Origin of the sequence: Stenotrophomonas sp. SI-NJAU-1 (genome assembly GCF_020883215.1) — a bacterium.
GTDB classification, from domain to species: domain Bacteria; phylum Pseudomonadota; class Gammaproteobacteria; order Xanthomonadales; family Xanthomonadaceae; genus Stenotrophomonas; species Stenotrophomonas indicatrix.
On the sequence record NZ_CP086598.1, the window covers coordinates 2,242,530 to 2,261,613 of the forward strand.

Consider the following 19,084-nt stretch of genomic DNA (forward strand, 5'->3'; position numbering starts at 1 on the left):
CACCGGACAGCTGGGAAATACCCTCATTATGGAGAAAGGTTCCCTAGGTAGCCGATGGCGGGGCCCGATTCACGCTTGATGCCGAACCTTGTCCGTCGCCGAGATCTGCAGGCCGGCGCACGCTCGATGCTGGTCGCCGCCAGCATCCGGGTCAGCCCGGGAATGGAGGATGCGGAGAACAACGTCCACCCCGGGCCATGAGCCACCGCCGGCTGTCTAGGCGATTGTCTCCATTGCTGCGGGCAGAGCGACAACCGAGCCGCCCAGCACCTGCCAGACACCGGCCGTCTTCCCCCAGAAGCGGCAGTACCTGAAGCGGCCAGAGAAGGCTGCGCCATCGAAGGTTCCGGCCAGGTCCGCAGTGGTGAGTGCAACAGCGGTTTGATCATGCAGGGCAATCTCCACCGATTGCCATTCGGCCACGCTCAGCTTCTGGCGCCCTGAACGATGCAGGGCCAGATCATCCTGCTTGCCAAACACTTCGCCCGAAGGCCCCACAAAGATCAGGGCGTCTGCAATCAGGCCATCCAGCGCGGCCACGTCGCTGGTGAGCATCGCGATGCGCAGCGCTTCTTCGAGCTGCCGTATTTCAGTGTCCATGCCGGCTCCATGGTAGTTGGGCGATTGCTGCGTCAGTGACAACCTGCCATCACTGCCGATGGGCTTCGGGCGCCAGGGTATGGATCACCCTGCCCTGCGCGTCCAGGAACTCGATGGCCCCGTAGCCTTCCGGCGTTACGGTCAGGCGCAGCCTGGCGCGGTCCTGTTGATCGTTCAGCGCGATGGCGGGGGTGCCATCGGCTGCCACCGCCATCTCGATGCGTGTTGGCGTCTGCACCCCCGGAATCAGGCGATTGTCCAGCCGCGGCTCGCGAATCAGCGGCGGCGCCTGGTTGATCGAGAACCGCACGTCGCCGTCGGGCGACACACGCCAGCCAATTGCATCCATGGCCGGGTGGTCAAGCGCCAGTACTGCCATGCCGCCCTCGACGTCTGCGGTTCCGAAGCCACCTCGCTCGCTGCCCTTGTGGTCGTACAGCACCATGCCCGCCACATTGAAGGCTCGCTTGTACTGGATGCCATCGATGATGGGCGGTGGCGTCTGGCCCGAGAGCGTCATCCGGATCACCCCGTTCTCGTCGACGATATCGATCCGCCGCGCCGTGATGCGTTCTTTGTCGGGAGCATCCACGCGGGTCTGCGGCGAGGTGCTGACGATCACCTTCTGCAGCTGCTCGACCGAGGGGCGTTTGGGGCTGGTGGTTTCCGCCGCCAAGGCGGCCATGGAAAAAGAAGAGAACGCGATGGCGGTTGCAATGCAGTGTGCTCGATTCATGGGTTCTCCCAGGGCCAGGAATGATTCACGCGCGGATACGGGACTACGCCGGCCATGTCAGCCACGCGCCCGGCTCGACGACCTGCACGGCCACGGCACGGTCACCCGCTGCCTTGCGAAGCCGCCCGAGCGGGTCGTCCACTTCCGCATAGTTGTCCATTCCGCTGATGCCATAGTGAATGGGTACCAGCGTGCGTGCGCCGAGGATTGCCGCCGCTGCCACCGCCTGCTCCGGCGTCAGTACGCCAGGCTGGCCACTTACGGGCTCGCGCCAGCCGAACGTGGCGCCATTGATGGGGAGGAAGGCCGCATCGAACGGTCCGAACTGGCGCCCGATACGCCACCAATGGCCGTGCCATTGGGTGTCGCCGCCATGGAAGATGCGTCGGCCGCCCGCTGCTACCACCCAGGACACCTGCGTATCGCCGTAGCCGTCCGATGCCGGTACTGGCGTTGCAGTGAAGTCGCCCAGCAGTTGGGGCTCCCACAGCGCGCTCGGCCGTGCACGTACGGCTGCGGGTAGCGGCATGGGCTGCAGGCCGGCTGGATATGCGAGTGTTCCCCCTTTGCTGAGCGCCGCCGCAACCGCATCTGCATCGAAGTGATCGGAGTGGGTGTGGGTGACCAGCACGTGGCTTTCGCCCAGCACATCGTTCACCGGCACCAGGCGGTCCGGCAACGCCTTGCCCCACGTTGCGGGATTCACCAGCGGATCAATCAGCAGCGTGCTCTCCGGTAGCTGCAGCCGCACCCCGGCCCACGCCAATCGCTGAGCGCACAGGCTGCGCATCGCCGCCGGTGGCGCAGCGGCACCGGCAGGGACCAGCGCAGCAGCGGCCACACCGGCGCAACGGGCAAGGAAGCGTCTGCGACTGCCCAGCGCCGATGCGCTGACGGAATCGTGTTTCATGCGGCCTGCTCCCTTGCTGCCAGCGCAGCATCCAGGGAGAAGATCGACTGCGCGACGATCGCCGTGAGATTGTGTCCATGCCATTCTCGTTCGAATGCCGTCGGCGTTACCCCCGACGCGATGCAATCCTCCAGTCTGATGGTTGCCATCAGCGCTGTGGTTTCCGTCGGCGCGGCTCGCAGCCGGATATCCACGACGATCTCCTGCATCCGCTGCAGGTAGTGGAGTGCATTGCCCAGCACCGCCGCATCGAAGACCCCGATATGCCCGCCGACCACCCTGCTGCGCCCGAACTGCTGGATACGGCCGATGGCGGCGCGCTGCAGCGCCGGGTCCGACCGGGAGAGATAGACGATGTTGCCGACGATGTTGTCGCCCACGCAGACCAGATCGGCGCTCGGCACATCCACGCTCATGTGGTCCATCGTCTTGCCGGGGTTGTACAGGAAGCGCAGCTGGTGGCGCCCCCAGCGCATGGCGAGATTGTCGAACACGATATCGGGATCGCGGTAGCGTGATGCCACCGGTTGGTTCTGCGAAAGAAAGGCATGCCGGTGATGGCGGTGCGCCAGGGTCAGCGCCTCGGGAAACAGCGTCATGCCACAGATGTGGTCGCTCATGAAATGGGTAGCGGCAACCAGTCGCACCCTCTTGCCCATCTGCCCGTGCAGCACGTCCCGCAACCAGGCGGCATCCTCCTCGCTGCCCAATGCGTCCACCAGCAGCACCTGGTCTCCGTTGACGAAGGCGGTAGCGACCGATTCAACCTGGTCACCGACGAACATCAGCACATCTGGGGCAAGCTCCTGAATTCGCACGGCGGGCTTTCCGGGTGGGAGGATCGGCATCATCACCAACTCATGCGGCACCCGGCAAACGAGTAGTTCTACGCTTCGCGTTAGAAAAATTCATGCGCTACGATGACAGGGCCCCTGCTTTGGATGGTGCCCGTGAAAGCCCGCCCCACTGCCCCACTGAATGCGCTGCGCACGTTCGAAGCGGCTGCCCGCCACCTCAGCTTCAATCAGGCGGCGCGCGAACTGTTCGTCACCCCGGCTGCGGTCAGCCATCAGGTCAAACACCTCGAGGCGTATCTGGGCGTAAGCCTGTTCCAGCGCAATCACCGCGCCGTGGCGCTCACATCAGACGGCGCGGCGCTGGCAACAACGGTCGGCGATCTACTTGGGCAGCTGGACCTGGCGTTGGAGCGCGCCAGGACGCGCGCACCACACGAGCTGCGGGTGACAACCATGGAGTCGTTCGCCGCGAAATGGCTGGCCCCAAGGCTGCACCGCTTTCACCATGCGCACCCCAATGTCCGGGTACGCATCGACACCGGCAATGAACACGCCGACTTTCTGCGCGGAGGATTCGATGTCGGCATCCGCTACGGTGCAGGCAACTACACCGGCGTGCGCGCTGAGCTGCTGTTGAAGGCGCCGGTATTCCCTGTGTGCTCGCCCGCGCTGCTGGCCGGCATTGCTGGCGGGCTGCAGCGGTCTGATGATCTGCGCCACTGCACCTTGTTGCACGATGAAAGTGCCACGGACCGCCCCGGCGTGCCGGCGTGGTCACACTGGCTGGAGGCCGCCGGCGCCATCAACGTCAACGCAAGCGCCGGGCCGGTCTTTCCCAGCATCTATCTTGCGCAGGAAGCGGCGGTGGCCGGCCATGGCGTGGCGCTCGGCGTGGCGCCGCTGGTGGAAGACGATCTCCGCCAAGGCAGGCTGGTGAAACCCTTCAGCCTGGAGCTGGAGAACCGTTACGCATTCTGGGTGATCCGTCGGGAGATGGCTCAGGACCGCCCCGATGTGCAGGCGTTCTGCCAATGGCTGGGTGAGGAGTGCAGCGATCGGCCATGACAGGCCCATGCGTGTCATGACGGTTCATCGGCAACAGGTGGGCGGGTCGTGTGCGCATCGCCTGCGCGCATCCGGTAGTGCTCCACCCATTCCATGGTCGGTGCGATACCGCCGAAGGGAAACAGATGCGGGCTGACCTGCCCATGGGCTTCGGTCAAGCCCTCTACCAAGCGATCCGCGAACACATCCGGCCCGGCTCTTCCCAGCAGGCGGCCGATGGAGATGCCGTAGCGGGACAGCATCGAGGTGCTTGCAGCGACGCCGCACATGGCCGCATAGCGTACAAGCCGCGCGATGCTGGCCGGCCCGGGGACGCCCACCAGCACCGGATGGGTGATGCCACGGGCGCGCAGTTCATTCAACCAGGCCAGCACGATATCGGCGTCGAATGCGAACTGGGTGATGACCAGCGGTGCCATGCCTCGCTCTTCGATACGTCGGCACTTGTCTTCAAGCACGCGCCACGTCTCGGCGCTGGTCATCACCGGATGGCCTTGCGGATGCCCGCCCACACCCACGACCTGGATGCCGGCGCGCTCGAGAATGCCGCTCTCGATGATCGATGTGCTGTCGGCGAACGGCCCGGCAGGCGTGGCAAGATCGCCTGCGATCACGATACAGCGCTCAATGCCGGCGTCGATGACGGCACGCTCGATGAAGTGCTCAAGCGCCGCCCGCGAGCCGATGCGGCGTGCGGAAAGGTGCGGCATCGGCTCGAACCCCAGATCGCGAACCGTGCGTGCCGCGGCCAGCCGCGCAGCATCGTCCTCGCTCGGCAGGTAGGGAATGGAAATCGTCGTCCCCCGTGCAATGCGGTCGGCTTCGGCGCGCAGCGCAGGCATGGCCTTGGCACTGACTTCCAATGAAAAGGCGTTGACGAAGGTCTGCGCCAGTGGCTCCATGCGGCCAACGCCTGCTGACATCAGCCGGCTCCACGCAGGTTGCCGGCGCGTGTGGAGCTGTTCCGTGCCAGTTCGACAAACGCCTGCAGGTAATCGATACCGGTATCGGCCTCACGCGCGCCCAGGTAGATCTGCTTGGGAATACCCCGCGCGCCCAGACGCACCGGTACCACGTCCATGCGGGCGGCATACTCCTCCACCAGCCAACGCGGCATGGCGGCCACGCCGCGACCGCTGGCCACCATCTGCATCATGATGTCGGTGGTTTCGATGGCCTTGTGGCGCCGGGGCGTGACCCCGGCAGGCAGCAGGAACTGGTTGTAGATATCCAGCCGCTCGAACGGCACCGGATAGCTGATGAGTACTTCCTGGCTGAGCTGGCGGGGCTTGACGTGCTCGACCGACGCCAGCGCATGGCCCTTGGCCACCACCAGCACCTGCTCGTAATCGAAGACGGGGACGAACTTCAGGCCCGGCTTCAACAGCGGGTCGGGCGTGACCAGCAGGTCGATCTCATAGCCGAACAAGGCGCCGATGCCACCGAACTGGAACTTCTGCTTGACGTCCACATCGACGTCGGGCCAGCTGGCCAGATAGGGTGAGACGATCTTCAGCAGCCACTGGTAGCAGGGGTGGCATTCCATGCCGATGCGCAGCGCGCCACGCTCGCCCTGCGCGAACTGGCCCAGACGTTCCTCGGCCAGGTCCAGCTGCGGCAGCACCCGGTTGGCCACCGCCAACAGGTACTGGCCCGCCTGGGTCAGGCGCAGGCTGCGGCCTTCGCGCAGCCAGACGTTGGTGCCCAACTGCTGCTCCAGCTTCTTCATGCTGTGGCTCAGGGCTGATTGGGTCAGGTTCAGCACACCGGCGGCGGCGGTCAGCGAGCCTTGCTGTTCGACCTGCTGCACGATGCTGAGATGGATCCGCTCCAACATGACGATGAATCTCACTCATGGATTGGTGAAGTAATACCATTTTACGTCATGGGAAGGGCTGGCTAGCATCGGCTCATGCCTTCGGATCCCTGCCAGCGCGGCTACCCAGCCGGCACGCAGAACTGCGCCCCTGCAGGTCATCCCGAAGCAGCCCCTCCCCTGCTGAAGCGAAGAGATGACCCGCCCCCTCCGTATCGTCGCCGTTTCCGGCGGGCTGCAGCGCCCCTCAAGGGCCGCGACCCTGGCCGAGCACCTGCTGGACCTGATCGGCGAAGGCGTCCCCTGCGATCAGCACCTGATTGAACTGGGTGAACTGGCGCCACAACTGGCCGGTGCGCTCCGGCGCTCGCAGTTGCCCGAAACCGCGGAGCGGCAGTTGGCCGCTGTCGAGCGGGCCGATGTGCTGGTGGTGGTTACGCCGGTCTACCGCGGTTCGTACACCGGCCTGTTCAAGCACTTCTTCGATTTCATCGACCAGGACGCGCTGGTCGATACCCCGATCCTGCTGGCCGCCACCGGCGGCAGCGAACGCCACGCGCTGGTGATCGATCACCAGCTGCGACCGCTTTTCAGCTTCTTCCAGGCGCGAACCCTGCCCTTGGGTGTCTACGCAACCGACAAGGATTTCGCAGACGGCTGCGTGCATAACGAGGCCCTGATGCAGCGGGCGCGGCTGGCGGTGCAGCGAGCGATGCCCCTGCTTGCCCTCTCCCATCGTGCAGCCCCTGCCGCTACCGAGGCCGCTGCAGTCCTCTGAATGCCGAATGCCAGCGACCTGCATTCGGATGTCACCCCGCAACCCGGAACGCCGCCCATGACGACCGAGAACTTCACCTTCAGCATCACCCGTATTCCGTTCAACGAGGACTACCAGCCCGCTGACGGCACGCGAATCACCACCAACTTCGCCAACCTGGCCCGCGGCGAATCCCGCCAGGAAAACCTGCGCAACACGCTCGGCATGATCAACAACCGCTTCAACGATCTGGCGCACTGGGACAACCCCAGCGCGGATCGCTACGCGGTCGAGCTGGACATCATCTCGGTGGAGATGCACATCGATGGCAGCGACGGCAGCGATACGTTCCCGTTGATCGAGGTACTGCGGCCGACCATCGTCGACACGCGTACCGGCGTGCGTACGGAAGGCATCGTCGGCAACAATTTCTCCTCCTACGTCCGCGACTACGATTTCAGCGTCGTGCTGCCCGCCAGCAACGAAGGCAACGCCACCTTCGGCATTCCCGAAGATTTCGGCGATCTTCATGGCAAGCTGTTCAAGCACTTCCTGGCGTCCGACGCCTACCGTGCGCACTTCAGCAAGCCGCCGGTGATCTGCATCAGCGTGTCCAGCAGCAAGACCTATCATCGCACCGAGAACCACCATCCCATCCTGGGCGTCGAGTATCGGCAAGGCGAGTTCTCCACTACCGACCAGTACTTCGACAAGATGGGGCTGCAGGTGCGCTACTTCATGCCGCCAGGCAGCGTCGCGCCACTGGCGTTCTACTTCCAGGGTGACCTGCTGGGCGACTACTCGAACCTGGAACTGATCGGCACCATCAGCACGATGGAGGCCTTCCAGAAGATCTACCGCCCCGAGATCTACAACGCCAATTCCGTAGCGGGCAAGGTCTACCAGCCCAGCCTGAAGCACCAGGACTATTCGTCCACCCGCATCGTCTACGACCGCGAAGAGCGCAGCCAGCTGGCGGTCAAGCAAGGCCGGTTCACCGAAGAACACTTCATCAAGCCGTACCGCGCCGTGCTTGAGCAGTGGGCCGCCCGCTGATCAGTCGACTCCCCCTTTCCCACCTGGACACAAGAAACAGCCCGATGAAGAAACTACTGCCCACCTCGACCGCCGGCAGCCTGCCCAAGCCGTCCTGGCTTGCACAGCCGGAAAAGCTCTGGTCGCCCTGGAAGCTGCAGGATGAAGAGCTGCTGGAGGGCAAGCAGGATGCCCTGCGCCTGTCCCTGCAGGAGCAGCAGCATGCCGGCATCGACATCGTCAGTGATGGTGAGCAGACACGGCAGCATTTCGTCACCACGTTCATCGAGAACCTCAGTGGTGTCGATTTCGAAAAGCGCGAAACCGTCCGCATCCGCGACCGCTACGACGCCAGCGTGCCCACCGTGGTGGGTGCGGTGAGTCGTCCGAAGTCGGTGTTCGTGGAGGACGCGAAGTTCCTGCGCAGGCACACCACGCAGCCGATCAAGTGGGCGCTGCCGGGCCCGATGACCATGATCGACACGCTCTACGATGCGCACTACAAGAGCCGCGAAAAGCTGGCATGGGAGTTCGCCGGGATCCTCAACCAGGAAGCCAGGGAACTGGAGGCGGCCGGCGTCGACATCATCCAGTTCGACGAACCAGCCTTCAATGTGTTCTTCGACGAAGTGAACGATTGGGGTGTCGCTGCACTGGAACGCGCGGTCGAAGGGCTCAAGTGCGAAACCGCAGTGCATATCTGCTACGGCTACGGCATCAAGGCCAACACCGACTGGAAGCAGACGCTGGGTTCGGAATGGCGCCAGTATGAAGAATCGTTCCCGAAGCTGCAGACGTCCAGCATCGACATCATCTCGCTGGAATGCCACAACTCGCACGTGCCGATTGACCTGATCGAGCTGGTGCGCGGCAAGAAGGTGATGGTCGGTGCCATCGATGTGGCGTCCAGCACGGTCGAAACGCCGGAAGAAGTGGCCAACACGCTGCGCAAGGCCCTGCAGTTCGTGGATGCCGACAAGCTCTACCCCAGCACCAACTGCGGCATGGCGCCGCTGTCGCGTGACGTGGCGCGAGGCAAGCTGCGCGCGCTCAGCGCGGGCGCACAGATCATCCGCGACGAGATTCTGGCCCGCGGCTGAGCAGGACGGCGCGCCTGCGGGCGCCCTGCCCAGCGCGTGATCTCTAGTCAATGCAGGTGGGGGGTGCCCCCACCTTATTGCAATTCATCTTCAACTCGGCTGCCGGCGAGCGTGCACCACTGACGTGCAACCGTACCCCCGCCTCACCTGCGCCCACGATAGGGCTCACACCCCACCCCATCATTGTCACGATCAAGGTGGGGCCCATATCCAGGATCTCCACGGCGCACAGGTGCCGCACCGGCTGCGCGGGCTTCGGCGCAGTTTGCGAATGCACCTGATCTGCGCGCACGCCCTGGAGTGAAATTGTTGCGGGGTGCGTCGAAGTTGCGAGGTGCAACCGGGCCACCTCGATGGCAATGGTAGTCGCCCGTTGTGCGATTGGTATGGCAGCCGTTCTTGTCGAGACCGCCGCTGTGCGCTAACGCCCCGACAGGTAACGCCAATGCGATCACGACCGCAAAAGTGAGATTCGCGTGGATGACAATGCCCCCCTGTCAGGCGTGTTTCCCGCTGACAAGGCTAGCACGCGGCCTAGCCGTCCCGTCGGCTCGACGCTACAAGGCAAAGGCCGCACGCCAGTGCGGGAGCCCACCGCTCCCACACTGGCGCCGCCTCCCCTGCTCCTGTGCCTCCACACTCAGCGCTGCTGATCCTTCAGGAACAGCCAGGTAATCAACGTGGCATCCGGCCCCTCGGGATCGGTGAACGGCAGCCCGGACTGGCTGCCGCTCCAGGCATGCCCCATCCCCTGCACCACGTAATGCTGGACCAGCGTCCTGCCGCCATAGGTGTAGGAGTCAACCGTGTAGGCACGCCCACCCGGCACCTGGCCGTGGAAGGTGCTGGTCGGCACGTACTTCACCGAGTCGTTGTCCACGCCATCGTCGGCCAGGTCGTTGGTCTGCAGGAACTGGCGCACGGCCTGCTGCCCGTTGATCGGGTTCACCGTGGCGTCGGCGGTGCCATGGAAGACCAGCACCGGGATCGGCCGCGGCGACGGCGAGCCCGAGCACTGCCAGGCCAGCCGCCCGTTGCTGTCCGGTGAGTAGATGCTGCCGGCCAACAGCGCATAGGCGCTGCCGGAGATCGTGGTCGCGCCCTTGTACATGCCGCCGGAGTGGATCGCGCCCGCCGCGAACACATCCGAATAGCAGGCCAGCATGATCGAAGTCATCGCCCCGCCGGCGGAAATGCCGGTGACGTACACCCGGTGCGGATCGATGCTGTAGCCCGCCTTCACCTTGTCCACGATGCCGGCCAGGATGGAGGCTTCGCCACTGTCGCGCGCCTGGTTGATCGGCAGCTGCCAGTTCCAGCAGCGTGCGGGGTTGGAGGTCACGTTCTGCCGCGGGTAGACCACGATGAAGCCTTCGGTGTCGGCGACCTCGTTGAAGCCTGAGGCCTCGCCCATCAGGTTCGGCCCGGTCACGCAGCCGTGCAGCACCAGCAACAGGGGCAATGGCCGCGTTTCGTCGTAGCCGGCCGGCACCCACACCTGGTACTCGCGGGCGCCGAACAGATTGCCGTACAGGCCGACGTCCCAATGCCCGGGTGGGGCTGCCGCAGAGGCGGCGCCCGTGGTGGCCAGCCAGGTGCACAGCAGCAGCAACAGCGCCTTGATTGAATCGATTCCAGATTTCATGACCAGATCCTCATGCGTGAGTCGTGGATGAAGTGGTACCGGAAATCCTCGTGGACCGACCTTCCAGAGGGTGCTGCGACGCCGCTGTCAAACCCAGCCGGTGGCGTAGTAGATGCCGATCACCACGAACACCGCGAGGGTCTTGATGATGGTCACTGCGAAAATGTCCTTGTAGGCCTGCCGATGGGTCAGCCCGGTGACCATCAGCAGGGTGATGACCGCACCGTTGTGCGGCAGGCTGTCCATGCCGCCCGATGCCATCGCGGCAACACGATGCAGCACCTCCATCGGGATGCCGGCAGCCTGCGCGTTGGCGATGAAGGTCTCCGACATTGCCGCCAGGGCGATGCTCATGCCGCCCGATGCAGAGCCGGTGACACCGGCCAGACCGGTTACGGTGACCGCTTCATGCAGCAAGGGGTCCTTGATCGCCCCCAGCGCGTTGGCCACCACCATGAAGCCGGGCAACGCGGCGATGACCGCACCGAAGCCATATTCCGAGGCGGTGTTCATCGCTGCCAGCACGGCACCCCCGATCGCCGCCTTGGTGCCCTCGGCGAACTGGGTGACCACCGGGCGCCAGGCCAGCGCCAGCACCGACAGGATGCCAACCAGCAGCGCCCCCAGCACGGCCCAGATTGCGGTGATCTTCGCCACGCCCTGCACCACCGGCGCGGCACTGCCCATGATCGACGGCACGAAGCTGTGTTCGGCGCCGTACCACTGCGGTATGCCCAGGGTGAACAGCTTGTTGGACACAAACACCAGCAGCAGCGGCATCACGGCAATGCCCGCGTGTGCCAGATGGGTGCCTGCGAACGGCGCCGGCTCGTTCACCAGGGTGGCCGGGTCTCCGTAGCCCTCGCCACTGCGCACCGCCGCGCGACGGCGCCACTCCAGGTAGGCCATGCCCACCGCAAGCACGAACACACTGCCCAGCGTACCCAGCACCGGAGCCGCCCAGGTATCGGTGCCGAAGAACGTGGTCGGGATGATGTTCTGGATCTGCGGCGTACCCGGCAACGCGTCCATGGTGAAGCTGAAGCCGCCCACCCCCAGCGTGGCCGGAATCAGGCGCTTGGGGATGTTGCTCTGGCGGAACATCTCGGCCGCGAACGGATAGACCGCGAACACCACCACGAACAATGACACGCCGCCATAGGTCAGCAGGCCCGACACCAGCACGATCGACAGCATCGCCCGCTGCGGTCCGAACAAGCGGATCGCTGCACCCACGATCGAGCGGGAGAAGCCGGAAAGTTCGATCAGCTTGCCGAACACGGCGCCCAGCAGGAACACCGGAAAGTAGAGCTTGAGGAAGCCGACCATCTTGTCCATGAACAAGCCGGTGAACATCGGTGCCACCAGCGAGGGATCGGTGAGCAGCACTGCGCCAAGCGCGGCGATGGGCGCGAACAGGATCACGCTGTAACCGCGGTAGGCCACCAGGATGAGGAAGGCCAGCGCTGCAAGTACGATCAGTAACGACATACGGCGCTTCCGGGTGGGGACGCGCTCAGTATCCGGATCTGGCGACCGCTGCCGACTGGACCTAGGTCCACTCGCCGGTGCGCAACCGCGCCGCTAGCCTAGCGTCCATGGGTGGCAATGGGCCATTCGCCGCGTACATGCCTTGGGGGAGGACCGAATGAAACGGAATTGCTTGAGCCTGATGATCGGCACGCTGCTGGCCACCGGGCCGGTCCTGGCGCAGGACGCACCGCAGGGCGCGCCGGCAGCCGCCCGCACCGCTTCGGCCACCAACCTGGACAGCATCACGGTGACCGCACGCAAGCGCGAGGAAACCCTGCAGGAGGTGCCGGTTGCCGTCACCGCCTTTACGTCCGAAGCCCTGGACAAGATGAACGTCCAGGACATCAGCGACCTTGATGGACAGGTCCCCAACCTGACCATCTACGCGGCGCGCGGCGCCAGCAGCACGGTCACCGCCTACATCCGCGGCATCGGCCAGTCCGATCCCACCTGGGGCGCTGACCCGGGCGTGGGCATCTACCTGGACGACGTCTACATCGCCCGTCCGCAGGGTGCGTTGCTGGACGTGTTCGACGTCTCGCGCATCGAGGTGCTGCGCGGTCCGCAGGGCACGCTGTACGGCAAGAACACCATCGGCGGTGCCATCAAGTACATCTCGCGCGGCCTGCCCACCCAGACCGAAGGCTTCGCCCAGATCACCGTGGGCAATTACAGCCAGCTGGACGCCAAGGCGGCGATCGGCGGCCCGATCGGCGGGGCCGACAGTGGCCTGCGCGCGCGCGTGGCGGTGGCCAGCATGAATCGTGACGGCTTCGGCGAGAACACCTTCACCGACCAGCCGGTCAGTGACAAGCAGATCAATGCTGCGCGCTTCAACCTGGGTGCGTATGCGGGCGATGATTTCGACGTGCAGTTCGCCCTGGACTGGATCGACGACCAGTCGGGCATGCGTGGGTCGAAGATGCTGGCACCCAACCCGTTCGTGCGCGCCTACCCGCCGATGGATGACCGCTACGACATCCGCTCGGGCATGCGCAACCTCAACAGCGTGGAGACCAAGGGCGCCTCGGCCACGGTGAACTGGCGGCCCAGCGAAGACGTTGCGCTGAAATACGTGGTGGCCAAGCGCGAATCGGACAGCGACGCGAACATCGACTTCGACAGCACGCCGGTCAAGCTGGCCGATGTGGGTGGCACTTACCATGACGACCAGGTCAGCAACGAGGTGCAGCTGAACTACGATGCCGGCGGCCGCGTGCGCGGCGTGGTGGGCCTGTACCAGTTCAGTGGCGAGGCCGGTGGACAGATCCGCAACAACTTCTTCAACCTGCAGTTCGGCGACACCCGTGGCAAGGTGCTGACCGACAGCATCGCGCTGTATGCCGACTGGACCTTCGACCTGACCAGCAAGCTGAAGCTGGACGTCGGCGCCCGCTACACCGACGAGGACAAGCGCGCGATCGTGCTCAACCGCTTCTATTCGGATGCGACGTTCACCCGTCCGATCGCGGTCGCCGCCGATTTCGACAAGAAGACCAATTTCAAGAACGTCTCGCCCAAGGTGTCGCTGGACTACCAGATCACTCCGGACATCATGGTCTACGGCCTGGCCACGCGTGGCTTCAAGTCGGGCGGCTACAACATCCGCGCCAATGCCGTTGCCGTGCCACGCTCGGCCGAGCCGTTCGATGACGAGACGGTCGACAGCTTCGAGATCGGCAGCAAGATGGCCTTCCTCGACCAGCGCCTGTTCCTGAACCTGTCGGCGTTCCACAACAAGTACAAGGACATCCAGCTGTCGGTGTTCACCGGCATCGATACCAACGGCGACGGTGTCGACGATGCCTTCTTCGGCGATTTCACCAATGCCGGCGCCGGCACCATCAACGGCCTGGAAATCGAGTACCAGTACCTGCCCAGCCAGCACTGGCTGATCTCCGGCAACCTGGCCTGGCTGGATGCCAAGTATGACGAGTACTTGGACCGCGGCGCCAACGTGGCCAAGCAGATGAAGTTCACCAACGCACCGGACTTCTCGGGCGCGTTGAACGTGGAGTACCGCACCGACCTGGCCAATGGCAGCAACCTGTCCGCACGGGTGAGCTACAGCTACCAGAGTGAAGTGTGGCCGACCACCGATCTGAGCCCGGTGATCCGCCAGGACGGCTACGGGCTGGTCAATGCCGGCGTGACCTGGAAGCTTGACGACGCCTGGACCTTCTCGCTGCAGGGCACCAACCTGGCCGACAAGGAATACCGCACCACCGGTTACAACATTCCGGCGGTCGGCACGCTGATTGGTTTCTATGGGCCGCCGCGCCAATATAGCCTCAGCGTCCGTTACGATTTCTAGGAAGCTTCTGCATGACACCGTCTTACGATGATCTGTACTGGAAAAGTGACGATGGCCTGCGCCTGCATGCGCGTGACCATGCACCTGCAGGCGCGCAGCCGGCGCGCGGCACCGTGGTCTGCATCCCGGGCCTGACCCGCAATGGCGCCGACTTCGATGCGCTGGCCGCATCGCTGACTGCTGCGGGTTGGCGGGTGATCGCGGTTGACCTGCGAGGACGCGCAGGTTCGGAACGCGCATCGGACCCGTCCAGCTACAACCCGCGCACCTATGCCGACGACATGGTGGCGCTGCTGCGGTCGCAGAACATCGACAAGGCGGTATTCGTCGGCACCTCGCTGGGGGTGCTGGTCACCATCACCCTGGCCTCGCGTGCGCCCGGGCTGATCGCCGCGGCAGTCCTGAACGATGCCGGCCCCAAGGTGCCGCGCGACGCGCTGGCGCGGATCGGCAAGTACGCCGGCAAGCCCGTGCCACCGATGGACCTGGCACAGGCCACGACCTATGTGGAGTCCATCGGCAAGGCCGCGTTCCCGCGCTTCACCGCCGACGACTGGCGGGCGATGGCCGTACGCACGTTCCGCCAGCGCAGCGATGCTCTGCTGGAACTGGACTACGACCCGGCGGTGATCCGCACCACGCGGCCGTGGCTGCTGTGGCTGCTGCGCCCGGTGCTGTGGCGTGCGGTGCGTGGGCTGACCGCACGCGTGCCGGTGCTGGTGGTCCGCGGAGCGTTGTCGGACATCCTGCCTGCCGATGTCGCGCAGCAGATGGCCGCCACGTCGCCCAACGCCCGCCTCGTTGAGGTACCGGAGGTAGGCCATGCGCCGATGCTGTCCGAGCCCGAGGCGCGTGACGCGATCCTGGCATTGCTGGAGCGCGTGCGATGAGTTCCGGCGTGTCGAGGGATGCGCTGCCTGCCGCCCTGCAGGCCCTGCACCAATGGGCGGCAAGCGAACGGCTGAGCGGCAGCACGCGCATCGCGCAGTCGCGCATCAATGCCTTCGCCGAGGCCACCGGTGACCACAACTGGATCCACACCGATCCGGCCCGCGCACAGACCGGCCTGCCGGGCGGGCTGACCATCGCCCATGGCTTCCTTCTGCTCTCGCTTACCGTAGAGGACGACGTGGCGGCCCTGGCCGGTTTTCCCGGCATCGCCCACGTACTGAACTACGGCTTGAACAAGGTCCGCTTCCTGGCGCCGGTGCCGAGCGGTTCCGAGGTACGGGTGCGCTCGCAGCTGATGTCCTTGGAAGCGCGCAGGCCCGGGCAGTGGCTGCTGGCCCAGCACAAGACCGTGGAAGTGGTTCCCGCCGGCGAGACAGCCGTGGTCGCCGAACAGCTGTCGCTGATCGTGCTCGCCGACTAGCGCCGCACCGTCCTCCCGCGCGGGGCGGGCCGGCTGCCCGCCGGCCGCGGTTCTCTCTACACTGGAGCGATGTTGACGCCTTCCATCGTCCTGTTCGCCTGCATCGCGTGGACCGTGCTGCTGTTCGGCGTCGCCCTGTGGGGGGAACGCCAGGGGCATCGGCTGTCGAAGGCATGGCCGGGCATCTACGCGCTGTCCCTGGGCGTGCACTGCACGGCGTGGACCTACTACGGGGCTGCCTCGCAGGGCGTGCAATGGGGCTTCCCGATTCCGCCGACACTGATCGGCATGGCCCTCATTTTTGCCTTCGGCCTGCCGTTCCTGGTGCGGCTGGGGCGGCTGGCCAAGCAGCACAACAGCGCCACCATCGCCGACCTGGTGGTCGCGCGACTGCGTGCCGACCAAGGGCTGGGCATCACCATTACCCTGGTCGCGCTGTTCGGCATCATTCCCTACATCGCGCTGCAGCTGAAAGCGGTCAGCCAGGGCCTTGCTGCCCTGCTCGGTGATCAGTTCGCACCCGTTGGCTGGCAGCTGGACATGTCGTTCTGGTTCGCACTGACGATGGCGGCGTTCACCACCCTGTTCGGCGCACGCAAGGCGTCGGCGACCGAACACAACCGCGGCATCGTGGTCGCGCTGGGCCTGGAATCGCTGTTGAAGCTGACGGCACTGCTGGCCATTGGCCTGTATGCCGCGCTATCGGTGCACAAGGCCGGCACGCCGCTGCTTGAGAAGATGGCCCACCTGCCGCCGCCGGCAGTGGTGCCGGATTACCTGACCATGGTGGCGCTCGGTGCCATGGCCGCGTTCACCCTGCCCCATCAGTTCCATGTGGGCGTGGTCGAGCTGCGCCAGTCATCGGACCTGAAGACGGCGCGCTGGCTGTTCCCGGTCTACCTGCTGTTGATCGGCCTGCCGTCGGTGCCGATGGCACTGGCCGGTGCCGCGCAGCTGCCGCCCTCGATGACGCCGGATCTGTACGTGCTGGCCCTGCCGCAGGAGCGCGGCCATCACCTGCTGGCACTGCTGGCATACCTGGGCAGCCTGAGTGCCGCCACCGGCATGATGATCCTGTCCGGGCTGACCCTGTCGATCATGCTCGGCAACCACGGTGTGGGCTCGCGCCTGCTGAGCGGTGTCAATGGCTTCAACACCGGCGCGGATCTACGACCGCGGGTGCTGGCCTTCCGGCGCGCCGGCATCCTCGCCGTGTTCCTGATGTCGTGGCTGTACAGCCGTGCGATGAGCGGCACCGAGGCGCTCAGCGATTTCGGCCTGATGTCGTTCACCGCGCTCTCGCAGCTGGCACCGGCGGTGCTGCTGGCGGTGTACCGTCCGCGCACGCCCTCCCCGGCCATCATCGCCGGCATCGTACTGGGCTCGCTGGTCTGGTTGTGGCTGGTGCTGCTGCCCATGGTGCTCCCTGCCCCGCTGGCGTCGGCCGGTCCCGACGGACTGCACTGGCTGGCGATGTTCTCGCTGCGCATGCAGCCGGGCCATATCGCCATCAGCATGGGCGCCAGCCTGGCCGTCAACCTGGTAACCGTGGTGCTGGTGTCGCGCGCGGTGCGTCCACCGATGCCTCGGCAGCGCGACGCGGTGGCCGCTGCATCGTTGCGCAAGACGGCTGGTCGCTTCCTCGGCCAGGAGCGGGCACGGCAGCTGATGGACGGGCACGCCGGGCAGATGCTGGACGACGACCGGGTGACCGCCATCGAACGCGAACTGACCGCCGTGGTCGGTGCAGGCATGGCGCGACTGCTGGTGGAGGCGGCACGCGATGGGGGCGCTGCGCCGCTGGACGCCGTCACCCGCGCGGTCGGCGAAGCCACCCAGGTGCTGCGCTTCAACCAACGCCTGCTGGAGGCTGCCCTGGAGAACATGAGCCAGGGCATCAGCGTGGTCGATGCGCAGTTGCAGCTGGTGGCCTGGAACAGCCGCTACGCCGCGCTGTTCAAGTTCCCGCCGGAGCTGCTGCAGGTGGGGCAACCGGTGTCGAACCTGACGGCGTGGGCGTTGGGACAGCTGAAGATCGGCGACACCCCTGGTGACTCGCGTGACAAGGCGTTGCAGCGGCGGGTGGTGCACATGCGGCGCGGCACGCCGCACCTTTCCGAGCGGATTTTCCCGGACAACACCATCGTTGAGATCCGAGGCAACCCGATGCCCGGTGGCGGCTATGTGGCCACCTTCACCGATGTCACCGCGTTCCGGCGGGCAGAGGACGCGCTCAAGCGCAGCAACGAAACCCTGGAGCGCCGCGTGCAGGACCGCACCGCCCGGCTTGAACAGGCCGTGCATGAAGCCGAGCGCGCCAACGTGGCCAAGACCCGCTTCCTGACCGCGGTCGGCCATGACCTGATCCAGCCCCTGCATGCGGCGCAGCTGTTGACCGACGCCATGTCGCAGCACATTGAATCGGAATTCCTGGACAGCTTCCTGCGCCAGATTCGCGGCGCGCTGGATTCCACCGACGATCTGCTGTCGGGCCTGCTGGATATTTCGCGACTGGAAGCCGGTGGCCTGGTGGCCGATCCGCGCCCGTTCGCATTGTCGACCGTGCTGGAGCCGCTTGCGCAGGAGTTCGCCGTGCTGGCCGCGGCACGCGGCCTGCAGCTCCGCCATGTGCGCACCCGCGCGTGGGTGCACAGCGACCCGTTGCTGCTGCGCCGCGTACTGCAGAACTTCCTGGCCAACGCCATCCGCTACACCCGCCGTGGCGGCGTACTGCTGGGCGTTCGCCGGCACGGCAAGGCTCTGTCGATCGGCGTACATGACAGCGGCCCCGGCATCGCGCCAGAGCAACAAGCCGTGGTGTTCGAGGAATTCCACCGTGGCGACCGCAGCAATGGCCAGGGCCTCGGTCTTGGCCTGACCATCGCGCACCGCATTGCCGACCTGCTGCATGCACCGTTGGAACTGCAAAGCGAACTGGATCGCGGCTCGGCCTTTTCCATCACCGTGGCGCGGGCAGCGCCGCCTGAGGCGCCACGCACTGAGCCCGCCGCTGGCAACAGCAGCATCAAGGGCATCCGCGTGCTGGTGGTCGACAACGATGCGGAGGCGCTGGAGGCAATGCGGCTGATGCTGCTTGCCTGGGGCTGCGATGTCATCGCGGCGCGTGATGTCGCTGCGCTGGGCGCGTCCGCACATGAGGCGGCACTGTGGCTGTTCGACTACCACCTTGATGAGGGCGATACCGGCGTCGCACTGTGGAAGCGCCTCGTCGCCGTGCATGGTGCGCGGCCGACGGTGATCCTCAGCGCCGATACCGGCAATGACACGCGCGAGGCGGTACGCAGTGTGGGCCTGTCGCTGCTGAACAAACCGTTCAAGCCACTGGCGCTGCGCTGGGCGATCAACCATCTGCTGGCAACGGCCAGCACGGAAAGGACCTGACG

General features: G+C 65.5%; 18 protein-coding genes. 9 read left to right on the forward strand and 9 right to left on the reverse strand.

Annotation, left to right across the window (positions count from 1 at the left end; translation table 11 throughout):
• Nucleotides 1-78 precede the first annotated feature (78 nt).
• Nucleotides 79-201 carry a hypothetical protein gene (locus LMF57_RS20165; RefSeq protein WP_264673941.1) on the forward strand — a complete coding sequence of 41 codons (123 nt, stop codon included), beginning with the start codon at nucleotides 79-81 and terminating at the stop codon, nucleotides 199-201.
• Between the two features lie 15 nt (nucleotides 202-216).
• On the opposite strand, the gene LMF57_RS10285 is transcribed toward LMF57_RS20165, so the two are convergent.
• The 4 genes from LMF57_RS10285 to LMF57_RS10300 are packed head-to-tail and all read right to left on the reverse strand — an operon-like array spanning nucleotide 217 to nucleotide 3,097.
• Complete coding sequence (locus LMF57_RS10285; protein WP_229289778.1) at nucleotides 217-600, reverse strand: nuclear transport factor 2 family protein; 384 nt, start codon at nucleotides 598-600, stop codon at nucleotides 217-219.
• Between the two features lie 49 nt (nucleotides 601-649).
• A complete protein-coding gene (locus tag LMF57_RS10290; protein ID WP_025874533.1) occupies nucleotides 650-1,336 on the reverse strand; it encodes a hypothetical protein in 687 nt (228 codons plus the stop codon).
• Nucleotides 1,337-1,379: 43 nt separating this feature from the next.
• Entirely contained in the window at nucleotides 1,380-2,246 is an 867-nt protein-coding gene (locus LMF57_RS10295; RefSeq protein WP_229289779.1) for an MBL fold metallo-hydrolase, read from the reverse strand.
• Entirely contained in the window at nucleotides 2,243-3,097 is an 855-nt protein-coding gene (locus LMF57_RS10300) for an MBL fold metallo-hydrolase (protein ID WP_229289780.1), read from the reverse strand. The genes LMF57_RS10295 and LMF57_RS10300 overlap by 4 nt, the downstream gene beginning before the upstream one ends.
• Before the next feature lie 99 nt (nucleotides 3,098-3,196).
• Here LMF57_RS10300 and gcvA point away from each other — a divergent pair, with 99 nt between their 5' ends.
• On the forward strand, nucleotides 3,197-4,108 hold the full coding sequence (gene gcvA, locus LMF57_RS10305) for a transcriptional regulator GcvA (RefSeq protein WP_229289781.1): 912 nt from the start codon (nucleotides 3,197-3,199) through the stop codon (nucleotides 4,106-4,108).
• A gap of 14 nt (nucleotides 4,109-4,122) precedes the next feature.
• On the opposite strand, the gene LMF57_RS10310 is transcribed toward gcvA, so the two are convergent.
• The gene (locus tag LMF57_RS10310) at nucleotides 4,123-5,031 is read right to left on the reverse strand and encodes a methylenetetrahydrofolate reductase (RefSeq protein ID WP_229289782.1); all 909 of its coding nucleotides are present in this window, start codon (nucleotides 5,029-5,031) and stop codon (nucleotides 4,123-4,125) included.
• Nucleotides 5,031-5,945 carry a LysR family transcriptional regulator gene (locus tag LMF57_RS10315; RefSeq protein WP_229289783.1) on the reverse strand — a complete coding sequence of 305 codons (915 nt, stop codon included), beginning with the start codon at nucleotides 5,943-5,945 and terminating at the stop codon, nucleotides 5,031-5,033. Before LMF57_RS10315 ends, LMF57_RS10310 begins: the two co-directional genes overlap by 1 nt.
• A gap of 175 nt (nucleotides 5,946-6,120) precedes the next feature.
• Here LMF57_RS10315 and msuE point away from each other — a divergent pair, with 175 nt between their 5' ends.
• The 3 genes from msuE to LMF57_RS10330 are packed head-to-tail and all read left to right on the forward strand — an operon-like array spanning nucleotide 6,121 to nucleotide 8,816.
• Nucleotides 6,121-6,702, forward strand: coding sequence for an FMN reductase (msuE, locus tag LMF57_RS10320; protein ID WP_229289784.1), 582 nt, complete (start codon nucleotides 6,121-6,123; stop codon nucleotides 6,700-6,702).
• A gap of 57 nt (nucleotides 6,703-6,759) precedes the next feature.
• Nucleotides 6,760-7,737 carry a DUF1852 domain-containing protein gene (locus LMF57_RS10325; protein WP_229289785.1) on the forward strand — a complete coding sequence of 326 codons (978 nt, stop codon included), beginning with the start codon at nucleotides 6,760-6,762 and terminating at the stop codon, nucleotides 7,735-7,737.
• Between the two features lie 44 nt (nucleotides 7,738-7,781).
• A complete protein-coding gene (locus LMF57_RS10330; protein WP_229289786.1) occupies nucleotides 7,782-8,816 on the forward strand; it encodes a methionine synthase in 1,035 nt (344 codons plus the stop codon).
• Nucleotides 8,817-8,959: 143 nt separating this feature from the next.
• Here the strand turns inward: LMF57_RS10330 and LMF57_RS20190 are convergent, their stop codons facing one another.
• From LMF57_RS20190 to LMF57_RS10340, 3 genes are all read right to left on the reverse strand, one after another.
• Nucleotides 8,960-9,271 (reverse strand): excalibur calcium-binding domain-containing protein, encoded by a 312-nt coding sequence (locus tag LMF57_RS20190; protein ID WP_208082879.1) that lies wholly within the window; start codon nucleotides 9,269-9,271, stop codon nucleotides 8,960-8,962.
• A gap of 185 nt (nucleotides 9,272-9,456) precedes the next feature.
• A complete protein-coding gene (locus LMF57_RS10335) occupies nucleotides 9,457-10,461 on the reverse strand; it encodes a PHB depolymerase family esterase (RefSeq protein WP_229289787.1) in 1,005 nt (334 codons plus the stop codon).
• Nucleotides 10,462-10,548: 87 nt separating this feature from the next.
• A complete protein-coding gene (locus LMF57_RS10340) occupies nucleotides 10,549-11,952 on the reverse strand; it encodes a GntP family permease (RefSeq protein WP_229289788.1) in 1,404 nt (467 codons plus the stop codon).
• 181 nt (nucleotides 11,953-12,133) lie between these two features.
• Between LMF57_RS10340 and LMF57_RS10345 the strand changes: the two genes are divergently transcribed.
• From LMF57_RS10345 to LMF57_RS10360, 4 genes are all read left to right on the forward strand, one after another.
• Nucleotides 12,134-14,308 carry a TonB-dependent receptor gene (locus LMF57_RS10345; protein WP_229291384.1) on the forward strand — a complete coding sequence of 725 codons (2,175 nt, stop codon included), beginning with the start codon at nucleotides 12,134-12,136 and terminating at the stop codon, nucleotides 14,306-14,308.
• Between the two features lie 11 nt (nucleotides 14,309-14,319).
• On the forward strand, nucleotides 14,320-15,198 hold the full coding sequence (locus LMF57_RS10350; RefSeq protein WP_229289789.1) for an alpha/beta hydrolase: 879 nt from the start codon (nucleotides 14,320-14,322) through the stop codon (nucleotides 15,196-15,198).
• On the forward strand, nucleotides 15,195-15,680 hold the full coding sequence (locus LMF57_RS10355; protein ID WP_229289790.1) for a MaoC family dehydratase: 486 nt from the start codon (nucleotides 15,195-15,197) through the stop codon (nucleotides 15,678-15,680). Before LMF57_RS10350 ends, LMF57_RS10355 begins: the two co-directional genes overlap by 4 nt.
• Nucleotides 15,681-15,749: 69 nt before the next feature.
• A complete protein-coding gene (locus tag LMF57_RS10360) occupies nucleotides 15,750-19,082 on the forward strand; it encodes a PAS-domain containing protein (protein ID WP_229289791.1) in 3,333 nt (1,110 codons plus the stop codon).
• The last annotated feature ends 2 nt before the right edge of the window (nucleotides 19,083-19,084 follow it).